The organism is Phyllobacterium sp. UNC302MFCol5.2, assembly GCF_000686005.1.
GTDB classification, from domain to species: Bacteria; Pseudomonadota; Alphaproteobacteria; order Rhizobiales; family Rhizobiaceae; genus Phyllobacterium; species Phyllobacterium pellucidum.
The window spans coordinates 287,308-308,962 of the sequence record NZ_JMLL01000012.1 but is presented as its reverse complement, the minus strand read 5'-3'; the positions used below and the strand labels follow the sequence as shown (position 1 = coordinate 308,962).

Genomic DNA, 21,655 nt, shown 5'->3' with positions numbered 1-21,655 from the left:
TTACAAGGAGCACGAATGGAGCATCTTGACGCACTTGACCGCAAGATACTGTTCAGCTTGCAGGAAGATGGACGGCTGACAAACAACGAACTTTCGGAAAAGATCAATCTCTCGCCCTCGCAATGTTCGCGCCGCCGGTCTCGCCTTGAGGAGGAGGGCTATATTCGCGGCTACCGCGCGGAGATCGACCGCGAAAAACTCGGCCTTGGCATCGTCAACATTATTTCGGTGACGCTCGCGACACACAATCGCGACAACGCCCGGCGCTTCTCCGACCTTATCTCGAGATTGCCGCAAGTGATGGAGGCCCATGCGCTCACAGGCGAAATGGATTACTTTATCAAGGTAGTGACGCCTGATCTGCGGGCGCTCTCCGCTTTCGTCAATGAGGTATTGCTGCCGCATGAATCAGTTCAGAATGTCAAAACCGCTATCGTGCTCGACACGCTGAAAGAGGATGGGCGGTTGCCAATCTAAAGATAAAGCGCCTTGCCGGCCATCGCGTAGACGCGGGCGCGCCCGAGCATATAGGCGGTGAGGGCATGGATATCGAAGAGGCCGTGGAATGCGCGGCTCATGATGTTCATCCCGCCCGTATAGGCGCCGAATGCCGGCATGATCAGCCGCGAATGGTCGCTGACGAAGCAGCGCCGCTGCACTGACTGGCCGCGGTGCACCACCTTGGCTGCCGGGTGGAGGTGTCCGGCAATTTCGCCGCGGCACGCGAATTTCGAGGGCTCATGGCGGAAAATGAGATTGCCGAATGCAAGTTCCGTGAAGGTTTCGCCCGGAAGGTCGGCCGGATGTTCGGGGTCGTGGTTGCCTGTGATCCATATCCATTCGCGCCCCGCCATCAATGCGGCAAGCTGCGCCGCATAGACCTCTGGCAGGCGCGCCGCGGCCTTGCCGTCATGAAAACTGTCGCCGAGGCTGATGACGCAGGCCGGATCATAGCGCGCCATCACCTTGGCAAGCGCCGCGAGCGTCGACGCTGTATCATATGGCGGCAGCATCATGCCGCGCCGCGCGAACGACGATCCCTTCTCGAAGTGCAGATCCGAAACGATGAGGACACGGTCGTCTTCGAGATACAGCGCGCCTGAGGGATCCCCGATCGCCGGATGTCCCGCAACGGCAATCTGCGCCGAGCCGTGGAGTGCTGTCTTCGTTGTGTGGAATGCCGGATTCACTTCTGTTCCATCTCGCGGGTAAGCTCGTCGGCAATCTCCTCGAGGATCCTCTCATGCGCCTCGCCCGGAACGCGTTCCCTGCCGATTTCCAGCATGACGGGAACGGCAAGCGGCGAGATCTGATCAAGATCCTTGTGAACGATATTGCCCTTGATTCGCCCAAGCATATCGGCAAGTCGGCGAATGTCGAGAAGGCCGGTCGCCGCATCGGCCCGCGTCGCCTGAATAAGAATGTGATCCGGCTCGTGCTCGCGCAGGACATCGTAGATAAGATCGGTCGAAACCGTCACCTGCCTGCCCGTCTTCTCCTGCCCGGGATGACGCTTTTCGACAAGGCCCGATATCAGCGCGCAGTTGCGAAACGTGCGCTTCAGCATCCAGCTTTCCGCCAGCCAGGCTTCGAGGTCATCGCCCAGCATGTCCTCGTCGAAAAGCTCGGCCAGCGGCAGTTCGCCCTTCTTGAACATGCGGCCCATGTCGCGCATGCCCCAGATCGTCAACGCATAGTCCGTTGCGACAAAGCCGAGTGGACGCGCCTTGGCCCGTTCAAGACGCCGGGTCAGAAGCATCCCGAGCGTCTGGTGCGCCAGTCTTCCTTCGAAAGGATAGGCCACCATATAGGAGCGCTCGCCGCGCGGGAACGTCTCGACAAGCAGGCTGCCGGGTTGTGGAATGATCGACCTGTCCCTCTGGATGCGCAGCCAGTCGCTCACCTGATCCGGGAGCGCGCCCCAACGCTTCGGGTCGGCGAGCATTCCTCGCACCTGATCCGCGAGATAGGTGGTCAGCGGGAACTTGCCACCGGCATAGGAGGGAATCTTTGCGTCGAAGCCGTCCGCTTTCGATACGAGGCACTCGTTTTCGCGAATGCCTTCGAACCGCAGCACGCGCCCGGAAAAGAAGAAGGTATCGCCCCGCGACAATGCTTCGATAAACGATTCCTCCACCTTGCCGAGAACCGGTCCGCCGCGCACAGCGCCCTTGCTCCCTTGCCGGACGAGCCTGACATTGAGCGCCGGAGCTTCGATGATCGTGCCGACATTGAGCCGATATTGCTGCGCGAAACGCGGATGCGTCACCCGCCATGTGCCGTCGGCGGTCTGCCTTATCTTGGCGAAGCGCTCATAGCTCTTGAGGGCGTAGCCGCCGGTTGCCACGAAATCGATGATCCGGTCGAAGGTTTCGCGCGCCAGTTCGGCATAGGGAAGGGCCGTGATCACTTCAGCGTAGAGATCGTCGGCGCGGAACGGCGCGGCGCAGGCCATGCCGAGAACGTGCTGCGCCAGCACGTCGAGCGAACCCGCGCCAAGCGGCGGGGTATCCTGTGCCCCGATATAGTTCGCATCGAGCGCGGCCTGGCATTCCATCACCTCGAAGCGATTTGCAGGAACGAGGATCGCGCGCGACGGCTCGTCCATGCGGTGATTTGAGCGGCCGATGCGCTGCGCAAGGCGGCTGGCGCCCTTCGGCGCGCCGACATGGATGACGAGGTCGACGTCGCCCCAGTCGATGCCGAGGTCGAGGGTCGAGGTGGCAACGACGGCACGCAGGGTATTAGCGGCCATCGCCTGTTCGACCCTGCGGCGTTTGCTGACATCGAGCGAACCGTGGTGTACGGCGATTGGCATGTTGTCTTCGTTCGCCATCCAAAGGTCATGGAACAGCCGCTCAGCCTGACTGCGGGTATTGACGAAGATTAGTGTTGTCCGGTGCGCCTTGATCGCCTCATAGATACCGGGGATCGCATAGATCGCCGAATGTCCGGCCCAAGGCACGTGGTCCTCGGTTTCGAGGATGGTGATATGGGGTTTGGCGCCGCCCTCCACGGTCACGAGGCTCGCTTTTGGCGCATCCTCAGTCTGTGGCAGCAGCCATCGCCGCAATCCGTCTGGGTCGGCGACGGTCGCGGACAAGCCCACCGTTTGCAATCCGGGCTGCAGTTGCCGTAGGCGTGCCAGGCCGAGGGCAAGCAGATGACCACGTTTCGAGGTGACGAGCGAATGAAGCTCGTCGAGGATGACGTAGCGCAGGTTTTCGAAGAACTTGCCGGCATCCTTGCCGGATATGAGCAGAGCGAGCTGCTCGGGGGTGGTCAACAGAATGTCCGGGGGGGCGAGTTTTTGCCTCTGACGCTTATAGGCGGGCGTATCGCCGGTGCGTGTTTCCAGCGAAATATCGAGGCCCATCTCGTCGATCGGCTTTTCGAGGTTGCGGTGGATATCGACGGCAAGGGCCTTCAGCGGCGAGATGTAAAGCGTATGGACGCCGCGGCTTGGCGCGTTGCTCTTGCCGCGGGTGGAGAGGTCAACGAGAGCGGGCAGAAATCCTGCGAGGGTCTTGCCGGCGCCGGTCGGGGCAATCAGAAGCGTCGATCTTCCCGCCTGCGCCTCCTCGAGAAGTTCGAGCTGATGCGCGCGCGGCGACCAGCCCTTCGACTGGAACCAGTCGAGAAAGGCCGGCGGCAATAGGGGTGTGCCGGTCTCGGCTATGGCGGCTTTGCTGGTGCTCACTTACGCGAATGTAATGGCGCGGTGTCGATGCGCCAAGTTTTCTTTGTCAGGATTGTACGGAGCCAAATGCGACCTATGTTCGTTGTCGCAAGGTCCAAGTGATTGATGAGATGATGATGGCAATATTACCCCCCTCTGTCCTGCCGGACATCTCCCCCACAAGGGGGGAGATCGACTTGCAGAAATCTCGCAATCAACCGGCGACGTTCGCGGAAGAACAATTTCGTTTGCATCATTATAATCTCCCCCCTTGTGGGGGAGATGTCCGGCAGGACAGAGGGGGGTGTCTGTATCGCGCTCCCGATTTGCAATGATGCGCCCCGAAGCACTCCTATGCTCGACCCCCGCCGGGCTCTACTCGCCGGCCGGTGATTTCTATATCGATCCGGTACGCCCAGTTGACCGCGCGTTGATCACTCACGGACATTCCGATCATGCCCGCTCTGGACATGCGAAGGTCATGGCCACAAGGCAGACGCTCGATATCATGGCCCTGCGCTATGGTGCGGGCTTCGCCGGCCAGACCCAGGCAGCAGAGCTTGGCCAGACCACGGAAATCAATGGCGTATCCGTGAGTTTCCATCCGGCGGGGCATGTGCTTGGTTCCGCCCAAATTGCTGTTGAAAAGGAAGGAATGCGGATCGTTGCCTCGGGTGATTACAAGCGGCGTCCTGATCCGACCTGCCTCGGTTTCGAGCCAGTTGCATGCGATGTTTTCATCACCGAAGCAACCTTCGCTTTGCCGGTCTTTCGCCATCCAGACAGTCGCGATGAGATCGCCAAGCTGTTGAAATCTGTCGAGCAGTTTCCCGAGCGTTCGCACCTCGTCGGTGCCTATGCGCTCGGCAAGGCGCAGCGGGTTATCCGTATGCTCCGAGATGCCGGCTATGACCAGACGATCTACATTCATGGCGCGCTGGCAAAGCTGTGCGACTATTACCAGTCGCAGGGCATCGACCTCGGCAAGCTTGCGCCCGCGACGGTCGAGAACGGAAGTTCCGATTTTCGCGGAGCCATCATTGTCGGGCCGCCATCGGCTTTTCTCGACCGCTGGGCCCGCCGCTTTCCTGATCCTGTGTCATGTTTCGCCTCGGGCTGGATGCGTATCCGCCAGCGGGCGCGTCAGCAGGGCGTCGAACTTCCGATCATTCTTTCGGACCATTGCGACTGGGATGAGCTCACGCAGACCATCGGCGATCTCGGGCCGAAGCAGGTTTGGGTCACCCATGGCCGCGAGGAGGCGCTGGTGCGCTGGTGCGACCTCAACCATATCGCGGCGCGGCCGCTGCATCTCGTCGGCTATGAGGACGAGGGCGACTGATGGAAGAATTTGCACAACTCCTCGACCGGCTTGTTCTTACCCCGGCACGCAACGGTAAGATCACCTTGCTGGTCGATTACTTCCGAGTGACGCCGGACCCCGATCGCGGTCTTGCGCTAGCGGCCATCACTGGCGATCTCGACATTGCCAATGTCAAGCCGGCGATGCTGCGCGCGCTGGTAAATGAGCGCATCGATGAGCAGCTCTTCGCCTATTCCTACGACTATGTCGGCGACCTTGCCGAGACCATTTCGCTTGTCTGGTCGGCGGATGAGGCGGTGCGCGCCAATGCGGCGCCTTCGCTCGGCGATGTCGTCGCATCTCTCGCTCGGGCATCGCGCAGCGACGCCCTCCGACTGGTCGAGCGCTGGCTCGACCAACTCGACGCTTCGGCACGCTATGCCCTGATCAAGCTCGCCACCGGCGGCCTGCGTATCGGCGTGTCGGCGCGCCTTGCCAAGCAGGCGCTGGCGCAGTTCGGAAATGTCGATGTCGTAGAGATCGAGGAACTTTGGCACGGCTTGAAGCCGCCCTATGAGGCGCTGTTCGCCTGGCTGGAAAATACCGCGGAGAAGCCGCAAAGTGTTGCCGCCGCTCCCTTCCGTCCGGTCATGCTCTCGACCCCGCTGGAGGAGCCGGACTATGCCCGCATCAATGCTGAAGACTATGCGGCGGAATGGAAATGGGACGGTATCCGCGTTCAGTTGACGGCGGAGGGCGGGCAAAGGCGCATCTACTCGCGCACGGGGGACGATATCTCCCATGCCTTCCCGGATATCGCCGATGCCATGGATTTCGAAGGCACGCTCGACGGCGAACTTCTCGTCGGTCGCAGTGCCGAAGACGGTATCGAGATTGGTGCATTTGGCGACCTGCAGCAAAGGCTGAACCGCAAGGCGGTCTCGGTCAGGCAACTTGAAACGCATCCGGCTTTCGTGCGGGTCTATGATATTCTTTTCGACGGACCTGATGATGTCCGCGCTTTACCCTTTGCCGAGCGCCGCGAACGCCTCGAGACGTTCGTCGAGATACTCGACCCAACGCGCTTCGATCTATCACCGCTCGTTCCATTTGCTGGTTTTGAAGATCTTGTCGAACTGCGGCGCAACCCACCACATCCGATCATTGAAGGACTTATGCTCAAGCAGCGCTCGTCATCCTATGTTCCCGGCAGGCCGAAGGGGCCGTGGTTCAAATGGAAGCGCGATCCGTTCATCATCGACGCTGTGCTCGTTTACGCGCAGCGCGGCCATGGCAAGCGCTCGAGCTACTATTCGGACTATACTTTTGCGGTCTGGACGGGTCCTGAGACGGAGCCGCATCTCGTGCCTGTCGGCAAGGCCTATTTCGGTTTCACCGACGAGGAATTGAAACGGCTCGACGCCTATGTGCGCAACAACACCACCGAACGCTTTGGCCCGGTGAGGTCGGTGCGGGCCGAGCCCGAACATGGACTTGTGCTTGAAGTCGCCTTCGAGGGGCTCAATCGTTCGAAGCGCCACAAGTCGGGCGTCGCCATGCGGTTTCCGCGTATCTCTCGCCTGCGCTGGGACAAACCGCCCATCGAGGCGGATCGGCTCGAAACCCTTGAAGCCTTGCTGCGCGATACCGAGGCGGTCGACTGACTGGTCAACGTGGCGGGCGCGGGAAGAAAATGCTGGTGCGCCGTTGATAGTCGCGAAAGGCACGCCCTCGTGTTGCCAGCATGTGCTGCTCGAGTGGCGGAACCCCGGAAACGTGACGCAGAAGCACATACATCAGGACGGGCGCGACCAATGTCAGCCAGCCATGAGCATAGTCGCCGTCGAAATCGGCGCCGATAAAGACATAGGAGGTCCATCCAAGCCACTCGAAGAAATAATTGGGATGGCGCGACCATGCCCAAAGTCCGACATCGCAGACCTTGCCGTAGTTAGCGGGATCTCTGGCAAACGTTCTTAGCTGCCAATCGGCGACCGTCTCGCCGAGGAGCGCAACAAGCATGATCAGCGCGCCGAGATAATCCGGAAATTCGAGCTCCGCATCGGGACGTGAAGCCGCTACGTAGACGCAGATTACGAGCATCGCCCCGGCGAAGGCCTGGCTTTGCAGGAAGAAGAACATGCGCGAAGCGGCATTGGGTCCCCATTCGTGCCGCAGCCTGACATAGCGGGGATCGTCGCCATTCTTCAACGTCCGGACGAGAATGTGGCCGCCGAGTCGAAGGGACCAGATGAGGACGAGTGCAATGACCAGATATTTGCGGTCGGCAGAAACTATATCGCTTGAGGCAGAAACGGCGAGCGCCGCTATCGTTCCGACACCGAAGGACCAGAATACATCGGCCCATCCATCGTTGCCAGTGACCCGCTGCACCAGCCACGCCACCGCCATAACCGCCGAGAATGCGATCGTCGCGATAATTAGAATGGCAACTGCCGACATTGGAACCACAACCCCTTCCAACTTGCGCGTGAAGTGAAGCTCGCACTGGAACGAGCGACTCACCGCTCATGAGTATACGTCACGCCGGACAATTCGGACTACCGGCCACAAAAGCGACTAGCCGCTCTGTCTGGCCAGGGAAATCAGTCGCGTTGCTTCTTGCTCTCGATGCGCCATTCCTTGGCGCCGAACGTTACGTCGAAGCGCGACAGGAACGAGCGCCCGAGCAAGCCGTCGGTACCGTCACCCAAGGCATGGTCGTCTGCATGAACAACAGCCGCTACATCGTCGGCCTCGACTTTTCCAAGCTTCACTTTTTCCAGCGAAGTGCGCTGCGCCATGGCGATCCCGTTCGCCGTTTGCAACCGGACCATGTGATCGCGTCCAAGGCGTATCTTGGCCCTCTCGGCAAACGACTTGCTGAGCGAGACTGAGCTTGCACCTGTATCGACGATGAATGTTCCGGTCACGCCGTTTACACTGACCTGGGCGGTGATGACATCCTTCCCCTGGGTGGGAAATCGATCGCTGCCCGTGGCATAGCTTTCGGCACATTTACCCTTGCGGCTATAGTCCTTGATGATCGATTGGGTGCGCGGAGTGTCGTTTTCAGATGGATCAATGGAGATCCATGTCTGGATCGGCGTGATGGCCTGGCAATATTGACCGAGAGCCGCATAGCTCAGCGACAATCTACGAAAAACGGTGCTGTTGAGCGATTTCAGATCATCGGTCAGGCCAATTGTCGAGTCGTACTCGTCTATGGCTTCCTGGTAGCGCTTGGCGTCCTCGAGAATTTGTGCCCTCATGTAATGGTTCTGGGCCAAATCGGGCGACATAACGATGAGATCGCTCGACACCTTCAACGCCGCATCCAGATCGCTCAGGCCGTACAATATGTCCGCGGCATTGTAGAGCGCGACGTCAGAGGGATTGCACTTGGCGGTAAACGCCAGAAAGACCTTCGCGGCCTCGCGGCGATAGCCTGCTTCGCGAAGGTCGTCCGTAAACTTATAAGTGGCTTGCCAATCGCACGGTTCTCTTACGAGGATGGCGAGATTCCTGGCCATGGAACCGCTGCCCGCAACCTCGGCAGGCAAGGGCTGAATATCGAAGCGCCCATAAAATTCCGGTGAAATCCCGTTCTGAGCTTGGCTCGCAACGCCCTTCGACGGACGACCATTCAAGAGGTCTTCGCCGAATAAATAAAGCGCGATTCCACCGGCTGCGATGAGCAAGATGACGATGATAATGAAGCTGTATGCGCTCCAGAAGGTTTCGCGTGGCGGCATTCCGCCGTTCCGGTCGTTCCAATCGACGTTAAGCATGGGCCGCTTTCAAAATTCATTATGAAAAAGTCTTGAGTAACCCACTATGCAACAGGAGGTGGGAGCCATGAAATACGACCTAAGTGCTACGAATTTATGCTATCCGGCAGCCGATCCGATGGGTTTCGCGTCCGAAATCGTGTCCTAGACAGCAGTTTTCCACATGATCCGCGGTTGTTCTGTCCCGATTCCGAATCTGCCGCATTTTCCCGATAAAGCGCCGCCAAATGACCATTTGGTCCATATGGTGCAACAATTTTTTGACGTGCTCGTAAGCCCCGTGGGATCAAAATATTGCGACTAAAGTATTATACCCTCCTTGCGTTTGGGAAAATTTTGTCATTTGTTCATGCCTTCGCAATTCTCTTAGAGGGGAAGGAAAAGAAAAATGACCTTTATGAAACTGAATATCCGCGCGGCAATGCTGCTTGGATCGCTGATGATGGCGGCAAGCCCGGCGCTGGCCGAAGCCGTGCTGCATCGCGGCAATAGCGGTGAGCCGCAGACCCTCGATCAGTCACAGACTTCCATCGATATCGAAGCCTTCATACTGAAGGATCTTTACGAAGGCCTGACGATCTATGACGCCAATGGCAAGATCGTTCCGGGCGTAGCCGAAAGCTGGACTGTATCCGACGACGGCCTCGTCTATACGTTCAAGCTGCGTGAAAACGCCAAGTGGTCCGATGGTTCGCCGGTCGTTGCTGAAGATTTCATCTTCTCGATGCAGCGTGAGGAAGACCCGAAGACGGCTGCCGGCTATGCCAACATTCTTTATCCGATCAAGAATGCCGAAGCGATCAACAAGGGCAAGATGCCGGTGGACCAGCTCGGCATGAAAGCCGTCAACGACAAGACGCTTGAAATCACGCTGGAACGCCCGACGCCTTTCTTTATCGAACTTCTGTCGCACCAGTCCGCACTGCCAGTCAACAAGGCGAGCTTCGAGAAGAACGGCGCCGAATTCGTCAAGCCAGGCAAGCTGGTCGGCAATGGCGCCTTCAAGCTGGTGGAGCACGTTCCGAATGACCACCTCACGGTCGTGAAGAACGAAAACTACTGGGACGCTGCCAACGTAAAGCTCGACAAGGTCATCTTCTACCCGCTCGAAGACCAGGCCGCTGGCCTGCGCCGCTACGAGGCCGGCGAACTCGATCTCGTCTATAATTTCTCCTCCGACCAGATCAAGCGCCTGCGCGACGCCAATCCGAAGCAGGTTCATGTGACGCCTGCCGCCGCGACCTATTATTATCCGTTCGACACGCGTACCGAACCCTTCAACGATGCCCGCGTGCGACGCGCCTTGTCGATGGCGGTTGATCGCGACTTCCTCGCCAAGGACATTTACGACGGCACGAAACTTCCGGTCTATTCGCTGGTTCCTCCGGGCCTTGAAAATTATGGCGAGCCGTCCAAGGCCGATTTCGCCGGAATGTCGCAGCTTGACCGCGAAGACAAGGCTATCGAGTTGATGAAGGAAGCCGGATACGGCGAGGGCGGCAAGCCGCTCAACATCGAAATCCGCTACAACACCAACCCGAACCACCAGAAGGTTGCGACAGCCGTCGCCGACATGTGGAAGAAGACCTTCGGCGCCAATGTAACGCTGATGAATCTCGATATTTCGTCGCACTACGCCTACCTGCAGGAAGGCGGCAAGTTCAACGTTGCGCGCGCCGGCTGGACCGCCGACTATGCCGACGCCGAGAACTTTCTCAATCTCAACGTCAGCACCAACAAGACCTTCAATTACGGGCACTATGAAAACCCCGAATTCGATGCGCTGATGAAGAAGTCCTACGAGGAGCGCGACCCCGCGGCCCGCTCCAAGATCCTGCATGAGGCCGAGGCGCTGATCATGAAGGATCAGCCCATCGCCCCCTTGATGAACGATGCCAATCTCTGGCTCGTCTCCGACAAGGTGAAGGGTTGGGGTGACAACGCCAACAATGAACATCTGAGCAAGTATCTGAGCGTCGAATAGCATCGTGGGCGCAACCCGGTTTTTCCCGGGTTGCGCCGTTCGTTTGCCCGGCTCGCAATGCGGCACGTTCCGACAGAACAACAGTCAAGAGCGCCAAACCGGTGATCCTCATGGGTCGGCCGAGCGGAACCATTTGCGCGGTGCAACGGGATGATGCAGTCTTCAAGTTGAGAGAAACACAACCTCATTCTTGAACTGTTCCGACAAGAAGAAGAGACTAGTTCGATGTTTCATTTCGTCCTTCGCCGACTGGCGAGCGCCGTGCCGACGCTGTTTATTGTCGTCACGATTTCCTTTTTCCTCATGCGCTTTGCGCCAGGCGGACCATTCAACCTGGAACGACCTTTGCCGCCGGCGACGATGGAAAACCTGATGCGGGCCTACCATCTCGATCAGCCGCTATGGAACCAATATCTGCAGTACCTGAAGAACGCGGTTACCGGCGATTTCGGGCCGAGCTACATCTATAAGGACAACACCATTGCCGAGCTCATTGGCAAAGGTCTTCCTTACTCGGTCCAGCTTGGTACCTACGCCTTGCTGTTTGCCTTGATCGGCGGTGTGTTGATCGGAACAATCGCGGCGCTCAGGCAGAACAGTTTTATCGATTTCCTCGTCATGTCCGTGGCAACGACCGGCGTCACCGTGCCAAATTTTGTCGTCGGCCCGATCATGACCCTGATCTTCGCTCTCATGCTTGCCTGGGTTCCGGCCGGCGGCTGGGGCGACGGATCGCTTAAATTCCTCATCCTCCCGGTGATCACGCTGGGCCTGCCCCAGCTCGCGGTGTTTGCTCGCCTTACGCGCGGGTCGATGATCGAGGCCCTCCATGCGGATCACATCCGCACCGCGCGCGCCTACGGCCTGCCTGCGAAGGTGGTGGTCGTAACCCACGCCATGCGCGGCGCGCTCCTGCCGGTCGTTTCCTATCTCGCGCCTTGCGCCGCCGCCTTGCTGACTGGCTCGGCGGTCGTCGAGTCCATCTTCACAATTCCCGGCGTCGGTCGCTATTTCGTTCTGGGCGCAATTAATCGCGACTATACGCTAGTGATGGGAACGGTCGTACTCGTCGCCATTTTCGTCATTGTTTTCAATCTTGTGGTCGATATTCTCTACGGCCTTCTTGATCCGAGGGTCCGTCATGACTGATCTGATCGATGTTCCCACTACCACCATTCCTCCAGAGGAATCAAAGGGTCGCAGCCTGTTCCAACTTGCAGTCATGCGCTTTCGCCGCAATTACGCGGCGATGGCCGGCTGCGTCATGCTTGCGCTTATCACGATATTTTCCTTTGTCGGTCCCTATTTCCTGAGCCACACCTATGACCAGGTGTTTCCGTCCTACGTAAACATGGGTCCGAGCCTCGAGGCCTATCCGAAGGCCGATACCCTCAACGACGTGATGAAGGGCGTAGCAAGCCGGGCTCGCGTCGAGCTGAACGAGTTTGCCGTGGATGGTAACAACTTCACCGCGAGCGTCAGCTCCGAGCAGCCGATCGATACCCGCGTTACGCGCTATTTCGACCGGGCCAACGAGTTCGAAAACACCAAGGTCACGGCCACCGAAAATGACGGCAAGACCCTGAAGCTCGCGGGCGAGGTCAAGCGCGAATATTTCCTTTTCGGCACGGACGACAATGGCCGCGATCTCATGGCGCGCGTCATGCTAGGCGGACAAATCTCGCTCGCCGTTGGTTTGCTTGCCAGCCTGGTTTCCCTGGTTGTCGGCGTCGTCTACGGTGCCATCTCCGGTTATATCGGCGGGCGTCTCGACAATGTGATGATGCGTCTTGTGGAAATTCTCTATTCGCTGCCCTTCGTCTTTCTCGTCGTCGTGCTTGTCGTTTTCTTCGGACGCAGCTTTATCCTGATATTCCTGGTGATCGGCGCGGTGGAATGGCTCGACATGGCCCGCATCGTGCGCGGCCAGACGCTCGCGCTGAAGCGCCGCGAATTCATCGGCGCTGCGCAAGCCCTGGGACTGACCGATTGGCAGATCATTCGCCGCCACATCATTCCCAACACGATCGGTCCGGTCATCGTTTTCGTCACTGTGGTGGTGCCGAAAGTCATCCTGCTCGAAAGCTTCCTTTCCTTCCTCGGATTGGGCGTGCAGGAGCCGTTGACGAGTTGGGGCGCATTGATCTCGGCCGGCGCCAACAAGATGCAGTCTTCACCGTGGTTCCTGATCTTCCCCGCGATTTTCTTTGTCCTGACGCTGTTCTCGCTCAACTTCATTGGCGACGGATTGCGCGATGCTCTCGACCCGAAGGACCGCTGATATGACGGACACCAAAGAAAATATCTTGTCCGTACGCGGGCTGAAGGTCGACTTCACGACACCCGACGGCGACGTCAATGCTGTCAAGGGGATCGATCTCGACGTCAAAGCGGGCGAAACCCTTGCGGTCGTCGGTGAATCCGGCTCGGGCAAGAGCCAGACCATGATGGGCATCATGGGCCTCCTTGCCAGGAACGGCAGGGTAACGGGCTCAGCGAAATACCGCGGCAAGGAACTGGTCGGTCTGCCGCTGAAGCGCCTTAACGAGGTGCGCGGTTCGAAGATCACCATGATCTTTCAGGAACCAATGACCTCGCTGGATCCGCTCTATACTGTGGGTCGCCAGATCGCCGAGCCGCTCGTCCACCACAAGGGAATGACTTTCAAGCAGGCAAAGGTGCGTGTCCTGGAGTTGTTGAAGCTCGTCGGCATCCCCGACCCGGAGCGGCGCATCAACAGCTATCCACATGAAATGTCAGGCGGACAGCGCCAGCGCGTCATGATCGCCATGGCCCTTGCCAACGAACCGGATCTGCTGATCGCCGACGAGCCCACCACGGCCCTCGATGTGACGATCCAGGCCCAAATCCTCGACCTGTTGCGATCACTGCAAAAGCGTTTCGGCATGGCCATCGTGCTGATCACCCATGATCTCGGGATCGTCAAGCACTTCGCCGATCGCGTCGTCGTTATGCGCCGCGGCGACGTCGTCGAACGCGGCAGCATCAAGGATATCTTTGAAAATCCGCAGGAGGATTATACCAAGATGCTGCTTGCCGCCGAGCCGAGCGGCACCAAGGAGCCGCCGGCCGACAATGCGCCAATCATCCTTGAGGGGCGCAATGTCGCGGTCGACTTCGCCATTGGCGGCGGATTCTTTACCAGCGCGAAGACCATGTTCCGCGCGGTAGACGGCGTTAGCGTCCGGCTGAAAAAGGGCCAGACAATCGGGATTGTCGGCGAATCCGGTTCAGGCAAATCGACCCTGGGCAGGGCGCTGCTGCGGCTCCTGCCAAGCAGCGGCCAATATCATTTCGGCTCGAAGAATATCTCCAATTTCGACCGATCCGCCATGCGCCCGCTGCGGCGCGAATTGCAGCTGGTATTTCAGGACCCATACGGTTCCCTGTCGCCGCGCCAGACCGTCGGTGAGATCATAACCGAGGGCCTGTTCATCCACGAGCCGCAATTATCACGCGCCGAGCGCGACAAACGGGCAATTGCTGCGCTCAAGGAGGTCGGGCTCGATCCCGCAGCGCGCAATCGCTATCCGCACGAGTTTTCGGGCGGCCAGCGCCAGCGCATCGCCATTGCCCGCGCCGTGATCCTCAAGCCGAAGGTGGTCATACTCGACGAGCCGACGTCAGCGCTCGACCGTTCCGTGCAGGGACAGGTCATCGATCTTCTCCGAGACCTCCAGGACAAGCACGACCTCTCCTACATATTCATCAGCCATGACCTTGCAGTGATCAAGGCAATGTCCGACTACGTCATCGTCATGAAGAACGGCAAGATTGTCGAGGAAGGCGATACCGAGGACATTTTTGAAACGCCGACCCAGAACTATACGAAGACCCTGATGGCCGCCGCGTTCGATCTGGAAATATGAGAGTTCAAGCAGCGCGCGTCGTGGTAACGGTCAGCTTTACCCCGAGTGCGCTGACAATTTTTTGGACAGTTTCGTATCGAAGCTTTGAACTGGGCCTGAGCGCTTTATAAAGGCTCTCTCGACCCAGGCCCGATACTTCGGCGATTTTGGCCATTCCCCGGGCCTTGGCGACGTCTCCGAGCGCTGCGATAAATACGTCAGGATTGCCATCTTCAAGGGGCGGCGGCGAGGTATTCAGCGATCATGTCGTCGCTGTCGAGAAACTCCGCTGCGTCGAATTTGGTATCCTCAGACATCCGTTGCCTTTCCCATGCCATCGCCCGAGCCCGCGCTATATCGCGTTTTTGCGATCTTTTGTCACCACCGACCAGAAGCAAAAAGACCGCTAGAATTGTTTAACGAACTACACCAACTCTGATCGCCACGGCGGATTAGCGCCCGCGCGCGATACCGTCACCGCGGCCGCTTTCACCCCCAGCGACAAAGCCTCGCGGACTTGGCCTTCAGTGAGGCGCGTGACCGCGTTCTTGGTTAAAAGGCCCGCTTCTTCAAGGGAAGCCAGTACACCGGCGGTAAAGGTATCGCCAGCGCCGACCGTATCGACGACGGGAACTTTCTGGGCCGAGACGTGCACTGTAAGGTCCGCCGTATAACCTGTGACACCGTCGGCGCCGTGGGTAACGAGGATTAGTTTCGGTCCGCTCTTATTCGCCGGCACGATCCAGCGCCGGGCGATCTCGTCCATCGTTCCGCTCTCGCCGAACCAGCGCATGTCCTCATCGGAGATCTTGAGGATGTCGGTCATGGCGATCATGCGGCGCATACGGGCCATGTGCTTTTCCCGGTCAGGAATGAAGCCTGGGCGAATGTTGGGGTCAAGAATGGTCACACGCTTCTCGTGCTCGCGTGCCATCAACGCTTCATAGGTCGAGCCGCAGGGCTCCGGGATAAGGCTAATCGCGCCAAACTGTAGGGCGGTTATATCGTCGCCCAGCTGTGGCAGATGTTCGACTGCAAGCGAACGTCCGGCGCTGTTTTCGTCATAGAACATGTAGCTTGCCTGACCGTCGGTCAAACGGACGAAAGCGAGGGTCGTCGGCTGCTCCGAAATATGGGCATAGGTGGTGCCGACCTTGTTGGCGGCGAGACTGTCGAGCAGCATCTGCCCGAAAAAATCCGACGAAATTCCGGAAAAGAACTCCGTTGCAATTCCGAGCCGGCCGAGCGCGATGGCGGTATTGAAAACAGCGCCGCCCACATAGGGTGCAAAGGCAGGCTCTCCTGCCTCGCTCTTGCGCTGCAACATGTCGATCAGGGCCTCGCCACAACATAAAATCATAGGTCAATCTCTCTTGGATAAATGACACCCTTGCGGATGATAATATTGGCGTAGAGCCGCGGTTCACTTGTCGCAATGATCGTGTGCGCGGCTTTTACACGTGCATAGAAGGCATCGCCGGCCAGTGCAACAAGCTTGAAACCCTTGGTACGGCGGGCACAGACTTGCGTCATTTCTTCGTGTACCGGATCTGCAAGAGCGGGATCGCCTTTTACCGAGGCACGAAACAGCGCCTCCGGGACGAAATCGTCGACGGGCAAGACTTGCAGGATAGCGTCGAGGAGGGGAATGAGCGGCAGGCCGTCCGCACGAATAAGGCGCCTTGCGTGTTCCAACGCCGGGTAATTGCCGTCGACAAGTGCGATCTCGTCGCCGTGGCCCATAGAGCGCAGGGTGAAAAGCAGTTCCGGCCCCAGCATCGGCGGGATTCCGATGAGCATGTCAGTCCACCTTCCTGTAGATCTTCTGCCCGATCAGGAAGCGGTCGGCGAGCGGAAGGCTGGCCGCCCCGATGGCGCGGGCGTGGATGCCGACAGTCCCCTCGAAAATCGCCGGCAGTTGCAGCCCTTCAAGATCGAAAGTCCCGACATGGAGGCGTACAGCGGCAACGATTCGCGCGCGCACGTCTGCAGGCATCCAGCCGTCGATGATCGCCGCCTCGAAATCCACCACGGATGAAGCAGCGACAACCGCCTGCGCGATGGCTTTGGAAGCCTGGTTGATCCATGCGTCGAGTTCGCCGCCCATCGGCCCCCAATCCTCGGGCGAGGCCCAAAGCGGGGAGGGGTCGCGGCCGAGGCTCGCGACGACCTTCTCGAGTGCGGTGATCGAGGCCACATCGATCAGCTGGCGCGGCGCGCCGTCGGGTCCCGGTACCGGCATCGAGCCGAGCGCGCCGGCATTGCCGCTGCGCCCCGGATAGAGATTGCCGCTGATGACGATGCCGCCGCCGATGAACGAACCGATATAGAAGTAGACGAAATCGCTGATGTCCTTGGTCTTGCCGAATACGAGTTCCGCGCCGCAGGCGGCCGTCATGTCGTTCTGCAGGTAAACGGGATAGGGACAGAGCGCTTCGATGCGCGCGCGGATATCGCAGTCGCGCCATTGGTCCATGACTTCCTGTGGACCTCCGAGCGTGTCGGCCCATTTCCAGAGTTCGAACGGAGCGGCGATGCCGATGCCGGCAATTCTGTCCCGCTGCCTCTCCGTCAGGCCCTTTGTCATATCGTCGATCGCCTTCTCGGCAAATGCGAAGATCGGCTCAGGGGCTGGATAGTCGTAGGAAATATGCAACAGCGAGCGGATGTTGCCGACAAAATCGATCAAAACGAGATGTGCGCTGCGCCGCCCGATCTTAAGTCCGAGGAAGAAGGCACCTTCCGGATTGAGGGACATCGGAATAAGTGGCTGGCCGATCCGTCCGCGCAGGGGCTCTTCGCGGGTCAGGAGTTCATCCGCCTCAAGCATGCGCATGATGATAGAGCTGGTTTGTGCCGAGAGGCCTGTCATCCGGGCAATCGCAGTTTTGGCAAGGCTGCCATGCTGGCGCAGCAACGACAGCACAACGCGCTCATTGTGCTCGCGCATCCCGCTTTGATTTGTGCCGTGGTGAAGCGGTGGCCTGGTTCCTCCCATGCCTGCCCGCTCAGTAGCTCGAATGCCCAAGTGGGACTCCTCCCGATGTCTTCCGACAATGGCGGTATGAAGCCGGAGTGTCAATATTAAATCAGAGTGATTTATTAATGTTGACAGCCCGAGGCGAGTGGTATTTGCTAGGCGGAACACTTGGCCGGGAGGATAACTGTCCGAGCTGTTAGGAGTTGAACAAGGGACCGGCAGGGCGCCGGCCTATCGCGGACTGGCGCGATTTTTTGGGAGGAAGTGACATGCTCAGAAGCATTTATCTGAAATCAAGCGTTTTTGGTGCCGCCGCGGTGGCGATTACCGCTTTTGCTGCTCCGGCGCAGGCGGCGGATGTCGGGGCCTGCCTGATCACCAAGACCGACACCAATCCGTTCTTCGTCAAAATGAAGGAAGGCGCCGTCGCCAAAGCCAAGGAACTTGGCGTTAATCTGAAGACTTACGCCGGCAAGATCGACGGCGACAGCGAAAGCCAGGTCGCTGCAATCGAGACGTGTATCGCTGACGGCGCCAAGGGTATTCTGCTGACTGCGTCCGATACGGCCGGCATCGTTTCGTCTGTCAAGCAGGCGCGCGACGCCGGCCTTCTGGTCATCGCACTGGATACGCCGCTCGACCCTGCTGATGCCGCCGACGCAACCTTCGCCACCGACAACCTCCTCGCCGGCGAACTGATCGGCAAGTGGGCCGCCGGTACGCTCGGCGACAAGGCGAAGGACGCGAAGATTGCCTTCCTCGATCTGACGCCGTCGCAGCCAACGGTCGATGTCTTGCGCGATCAGGGCTTCATGAAGGGCTTCGGCATCGACGTCGTCGATATCAACAAGATCGGCGACGAAAAGGACCCGCGTATCGTCGGCCATGACGTCACCAACGGCAATGAAGAAGGCGGCCGCAAGGCGATGGAAAGCCTTCTGCAGAAAGACCCAAGCATCACCGTCGTCCATACGATCAATGAACCGGCAGCTGCCGGCGCCTATGAGGCTCTGAAGGCTGTTGGCAAGGAGAAAGACGTTCTCATCGTTTCCGTCGACGGCGGCTGCCCAGGCGTCAAGAACGTCGAGGCCGGCGTCATTGGCGCGACGTCACAGCAATATCCGCTGCTGATGGCATCCCTCGGCATCGAGGCGATCAAGAAATTCGCCGATACCGGCGAAAAGCCGAAGCCCACGGAAGGCAAGTCGTTCTTTGACACGGGCGTTGCTCTCGTAACCGACAAGCCGGTTCAGGGCCTCGAGTCCATTGATGTCAAGACCGGCATGGGCAAGTGCTGGGGCTGATCCAGGTTTGAGCCAGCAATAAAGCAAGCAGGGGGAGAGAGGAGGGTGTAACCTCCTCTCTCCGACTTCAGCGGTTCAGGGAGGGCCCAGCCATGACGGAAACCAACACCACATCTCAGACCGGGCAAGAGTTCGAGCGCGTGCTGTCGCAAAGTGCGACGACGGTCGCGAGCTTCGACCAACATGAGCGAAGCCCCCTCGAAAAGCTGCGGCACTTTCTGCATTCGAGTCCGGCCTCGGTACCCCTGATCGTTCTCGTCCTGTCACTGCTGATCTTCGCAGTTATCGTCGGGTCGCGATTTTTCACGCCCTTCGCGCTATCGCTTATTCTTCAGCAGGTGGCCATTGTCGGTATCGTCGGCGCGGCGCAAACCTTGGTCGTGCTTACCGCCGGCATCGACCTTTCGGTCGGCGCGATCATGGTGCTGACTTCAGTGGTCATGGGCCAGTTCACCTTTCGATACGGAATGCCGGTTGAACTTGCGATCCTCTGCGGCGTTGCGCTCGGCGCATTGTGCGGCTTCATCAACGGTTTTCTTATCGCGACCGTGAAGCTGCCGCCCTTCATCGTCACCCTCGGCACCTGGCAGATTTTCCTCGCAACGACATACATCTATTCCGCCAATGAGACGATCCGGGCCCAGGATATTGAGACAAACGCGCCCTTGCTCCAGTTCTTCGGTCAGAAGATCAATATTGGCGGGGCCACTTTCACCTATGGCGTCTTTGCCATGCTCATTCTGATTGCCGTTCTCTGGTATGTCCTCAACCATACGGCGTGGGGCCGCCACGTTTACGCCATCGGCGACGATCCCGAGGCGGCGAAGCTTTCCGGCGTCCGGACGAAGCGTGTCGTGATCACTGTCTACGTGCTTGCCGGTCTCATCTGTGCACTGGCCGGGTGGGCCTCCATCGGGCGCAACGGTTCGGTTTCGCCGCAGATCGGCCAGTTTGCCAACATCGAATCGATCACCGCCGTGGTGATCGGCGGTATGTCGCTCTTCGGCGGACGCGGCTCCATCCTCGGCATGCTATTTGGCGCGCTCATCGTCGGCGTGTTCTCGTTCGGAATGCGCATGTACGGCACTGACGTGCAATGGACGTACCTGATCATCGGCGTCCTGATCATCCTTGCCGTCGCAATCGATCAGTGGATCAGAAAGGTAGCAGGCTGATGCAAAGCGAACCCCTTCTAACCGCTCGTGGACTGGTCAAGCGTTACGGCCGGGTCACAGCTCTCGATTACGCGGATTTCGACCTCTATAAGGGCGAGGTCCTCGCGGTGATCGGCGACAATGGCGCTGGAAAATCCTCCCTCATCAAGGCGATTTCCGGCGCTATCCACCCCGATGACGGCGAGATCAAGCTGGACGGCAAGCCCATCCACTTCCGTTCTCCCATGGAAGCCCGCGACGCAGGCATCGAGACGGTGTACCAGAATCTTGCCCTGTCGCCGGCGCTTTCGATCGCCGACAACATGTTTCTCGGCCGCGAGATCCGCAAGCCCGGCATCATGGGCAAGTGGTTCCGCATGCTTGACCGCAAGGCCATGGAGAAGCGAGCGCGCGACAAGTTGACGGAGCTCGGCCTGATGACCATCCAGAACATCGGCCAGGCGGTGGAGACGCTTTCGGGCGGGCAACGCCAGGGCGTTGCTGTCGCCCGTGCCGCGGCGTTTGGCTCCAAGGTGGTGATCATGGATGAACCGACGGCTGCCCTCGGCGTCAAGGAATCGCGGCGCGTGCTTGAACTCATTCAGGATGTGAAGAAACGCGGACTTCCGATCGTCCTGATTTCGCACAACATGCCGCACGTCTTCGAGGTGGCCGACAGAATTCATATTCATCGCCTCGGAAAACGTCTTTGCGTCATCAATCCGAAGGAATATACGATGTCCGACGCCGTCGCTTTCATGACTGGCGCAAAGAGCCCGCCGGCCGAACTGGTTGCGTAATTTACATGAAGGAAAAATTTGAAAAATGAAGCGTTCCGAAGTCAATGAAATCATCCGCGAGAGCGACAAGTTCATCCGCTCTTTCGGCTATGTTATGCCGCCCTTCGCTTATTGGTCACCGGAGGAATTGAAGGCGCGTACCGCCAGCGATTCAAAGGCCATTCTGCAGGCCCGCCTCGGTTGGGACATTACCGACTACGGGCAGGGCAAGTTCGATGAACTCGGCCTCTTTCTGTTCACGACCCGCAATGGCAACCAGGAAGACCTGAAGAAGGGCGGCGGCATGCTCTACGCGGAAAAGATCATGATCTCGCGCGAAAAGCAGCTGTCCCCGATGCACCGCCATATCGTCAAGGCGGAAGACATCATCAACCGCGGCGGCGGCACGCTTGTGCTCGAACTTTTCAATTCCAACGCCGACGGCAGTGTCGATGAGAAGACCGATGTCGAAGTCGCGACAGATGGACGTATCGTCAAGCTGAAAGCTGGAGGTTTGCTGAAGCTGCAGCCGGGTGAAAGCGTAACCCTGCTACCGGGCAACTGGCATGCATTCTGGGGCGAAGGCGGTGACGTGCTGATCGGCGAAGTGTCGACCGTCAACGACGATCTGACCGACAATATCTTTCGCGAGCCCATCGGCCGTTTCTCGTCGATCGACGAAGACGAAGCGCCGCTGCATCTGCTGGTTTCCGATTACGACAAGTGGCTCGCGGCCTGAGGTAGCAGCTTCCGGTACCTTCCCCGCCGCTTTTTTGCGGCGGGGATTCGGTCCTTGTTACGGTTACGTACTT

The 21,655-nt window shown here is 58.9% G+C and carries 19 protein-coding genes; 11 read left to right on the top strand and 8 right to left on the bottom strand.

All coding sequences use genetic code 11. The features are described 5' to 3' along the window. The first annotated feature begins 15 nt into the window (after positions 1-15). Entirely contained in the window at positions 16-477 is a 462-nt protein-coding gene (locus tag BR48_RS0116240; protein WP_027232284.1) for an Lrp/AsnC family transcriptional regulator, read from the top strand. On the opposite strand, the gene pdeM is transcribed toward BR48_RS0116240, so the two are convergent. Next, positions 474-1,139, bottom strand: coding sequence for a ligase-associated DNA damage response endonuclease PdeM (pdeM, locus tag BR48_RS0116235; RefSeq protein ID WP_174208376.1), 666 nt, complete (start codon positions 1,137-1,139; stop codon positions 474-476). The genes BR48_RS0116240 and pdeM overlap by 4 nt on opposite strands. 47 nt (positions 1,140-1,186) lie before the next feature. Next, a complete protein-coding gene (locus tag BR48_RS0116230) occupies positions 1,187-3,700 on the bottom strand; it encodes a ligase-associated DNA damage response DEXH box helicase (protein WP_051615070.1) in 2,514 nt (837 codons plus the stop codon). 313 nt (positions 3,701-4,013) lie between these two features. Here BR48_RS0116230 and BR48_RS0116225 point away from each other — a divergent pair, with 313 nt between their 5' ends. Both BR48_RS0116225 and BR48_RS0116220 read left to right on the top strand, forming a co-directional pair. Next, positions 4,014-5,021, top strand: coding sequence for a ligase-associated DNA damage response exonuclease (locus tag BR48_RS0116225; RefSeq protein ID WP_027232281.1), 1,008 nt, complete (start codon positions 4,014-4,016; stop codon positions 5,019-5,021). Beyond that, positions 5,021-6,646 (top strand): cisplatin damage response ATP-dependent DNA ligase, encoded by a 1,626-nt coding sequence (locus BR48_RS0116220; protein ID WP_027232280.1) that lies wholly within the window; start codon positions 5,021-5,023, stop codon positions 6,644-6,646. The genes BR48_RS0116225 and BR48_RS0116220 overlap by 1 nt, the downstream gene beginning before the upstream one ends. A 4-nt stretch (positions 6,647-6,650) precedes the next feature. On the opposite strand, the gene BR48_RS0116215 is transcribed toward BR48_RS0116220, so the two are convergent. Beyond that, positions 6,651-7,445: a DUF1295 domain-containing protein gene (locus BR48_RS0116215; protein ID WP_027232279.1), complete on the bottom strand. Its 795-nt coding sequence runs from the start codon at positions 7,443-7,445 to the stop codon at positions 6,651-6,653. Between the two features lie 143 nt (positions 7,446-7,588). Continuing rightward, positions 7,589-8,773 carry a TIGR02281 family clan AA aspartic protease gene (locus BR48_RS25545; RefSeq protein ID WP_051615066.1) on the bottom strand — a complete coding sequence of 395 codons (1,185 nt, stop codon included), beginning with the start codon at positions 8,771-8,773 and terminating at the stop codon, positions 7,589-7,591. A 388-nt stretch (positions 8,774-9,161) separates the two neighbouring features. Here BR48_RS25545 and BR48_RS0116205 point away from each other — a divergent pair, with 388 nt between their 5' ends. The 4 genes from BR48_RS0116205 to BR48_RS0116190 all read left to right on the top strand — a co-directional run bounded on the left by BR48_RS0116205 (position 9,162) and on the right by BR48_RS0116190 (position 14,647). Next, positions 9,162-10,757, top strand: coding sequence for a peptide ABC transporter substrate-binding protein (locus BR48_RS0116205; protein WP_027232278.1), 1,596 nt, complete (start codon positions 9,162-9,164; stop codon positions 10,755-10,757). Between the two features lie 225 nt (positions 10,758-10,982). Beyond that, a complete protein-coding gene (gene oppB / locus BR48_RS0116200) occupies positions 10,983-11,906 on the top strand; it encodes an oligopeptide ABC transporter permease OppB (RefSeq protein WP_027232277.1) in 924 nt (307 codons plus the stop codon). Next, the gene (locus tag BR48_RS0116195) at positions 11,899-13,038 is read left to right on the top strand and encodes an ABC transporter permease subunit (protein ID WP_027232276.1); all 1,140 of its coding nucleotides are present in this window, start codon (positions 11,899-11,901) and stop codon (positions 13,036-13,038) included. Before oppB ends, BR48_RS0116195 begins: the two co-directional genes overlap by 8 nt. A 1-nt stretch (position 13,039) precedes the next feature. Beyond that, positions 13,040-14,647: an ABC transporter ATP-binding protein gene (locus BR48_RS0116190; RefSeq protein WP_027232275.1), complete on the top strand. Its 1,608-nt coding sequence runs from the start codon at positions 13,040-13,042 to the stop codon at positions 14,645-14,647. Positions 14,648-14,651: 4 nt separating this feature from the next. Here the strand turns inward: BR48_RS0116190 and BR48_RS26860 are convergent, their stop codons facing one another. From BR48_RS26860 to BR48_RS0116170, 4 genes are all read right to left on the bottom strand, one after another. Further along, on the bottom strand, positions 14,652-14,837 hold the full coding sequence (locus BR48_RS26860) for an addiction module antidote protein (protein ID WP_348625694.1): 186 nt from the start codon (positions 14,835-14,837) through the stop codon (positions 14,652-14,654). 213 nt (positions 14,838-15,050) lie between these two features. Further along, complete coding sequence (locus tag BR48_RS0116180; protein WP_027232274.1) at positions 15,051-15,986, bottom strand: carbohydrate kinase; 936 nt, start codon at positions 15,984-15,986, stop codon at positions 15,051-15,053. After that, the gene (locus BR48_RS0116175) at positions 15,983-16,426 is read right to left on the bottom strand and encodes an RbsD/FucU domain-containing protein (RefSeq protein WP_027232273.1); all 444 of its coding nucleotides are present in this window, start codon (positions 16,424-16,426) and stop codon (positions 15,983-15,985) included. Before BR48_RS0116175 ends, BR48_RS0116180 begins: the two co-directional genes overlap by 4 nt. 1 nt (position 16,427) lies before the next feature. Continuing rightward, positions 16,428-17,624 carry an ROK family transcriptional regulator gene (locus BR48_RS0116170; protein WP_027232272.1) on the bottom strand — a complete coding sequence of 399 codons (1,197 nt, stop codon included), beginning with the start codon at positions 17,622-17,624 and terminating at the stop codon, positions 16,428-16,430. 251 nt (positions 17,625-17,875) lie between these two features. On the opposite strand from BR48_RS0116170, the gene BR48_RS0116165 reads away from it, so the two are divergent. From BR48_RS0116165 to BR48_RS0116150, 4 genes are all read left to right on the top strand, one after another. Continuing rightward, positions 17,876-18,910 carry a sugar ABC transporter substrate-binding protein gene (locus BR48_RS0116165; RefSeq protein WP_036814663.1) on the top strand — a complete coding sequence of 345 codons (1,035 nt, stop codon included), beginning with the start codon at positions 17,876-17,878 and terminating at the stop codon, positions 18,908-18,910. Positions 18,911-19,002: 92 nt separating this feature from the next. Then, on the top strand, positions 19,003-20,085 hold the full coding sequence (locus BR48_RS0116160; protein ID WP_027232270.1) for an ABC transporter permease: 1,083 nt from the start codon (positions 19,003-19,005) through the stop codon (positions 20,083-20,085). Next, positions 20,085-20,864 (top strand): ATP-binding cassette domain-containing protein, encoded by a 780-nt coding sequence (locus BR48_RS0116155; protein ID WP_027232269.1) that lies wholly within the window; start codon positions 20,085-20,087, stop codon positions 20,862-20,864. Before BR48_RS0116160 ends, BR48_RS0116155 begins: the two co-directional genes overlap by 1 nt. A 25-nt stretch (positions 20,865-20,889) precedes the next feature. After that, a complete protein-coding gene (locus BR48_RS0116150; protein WP_027232268.1) occupies positions 20,890-21,582 on the top strand; it encodes a D-lyxose/D-mannose family sugar isomerase in 693 nt (230 codons plus the stop codon). The last annotated feature ends 73 nt before the right edge of the window (positions 21,583-21,655 follow it).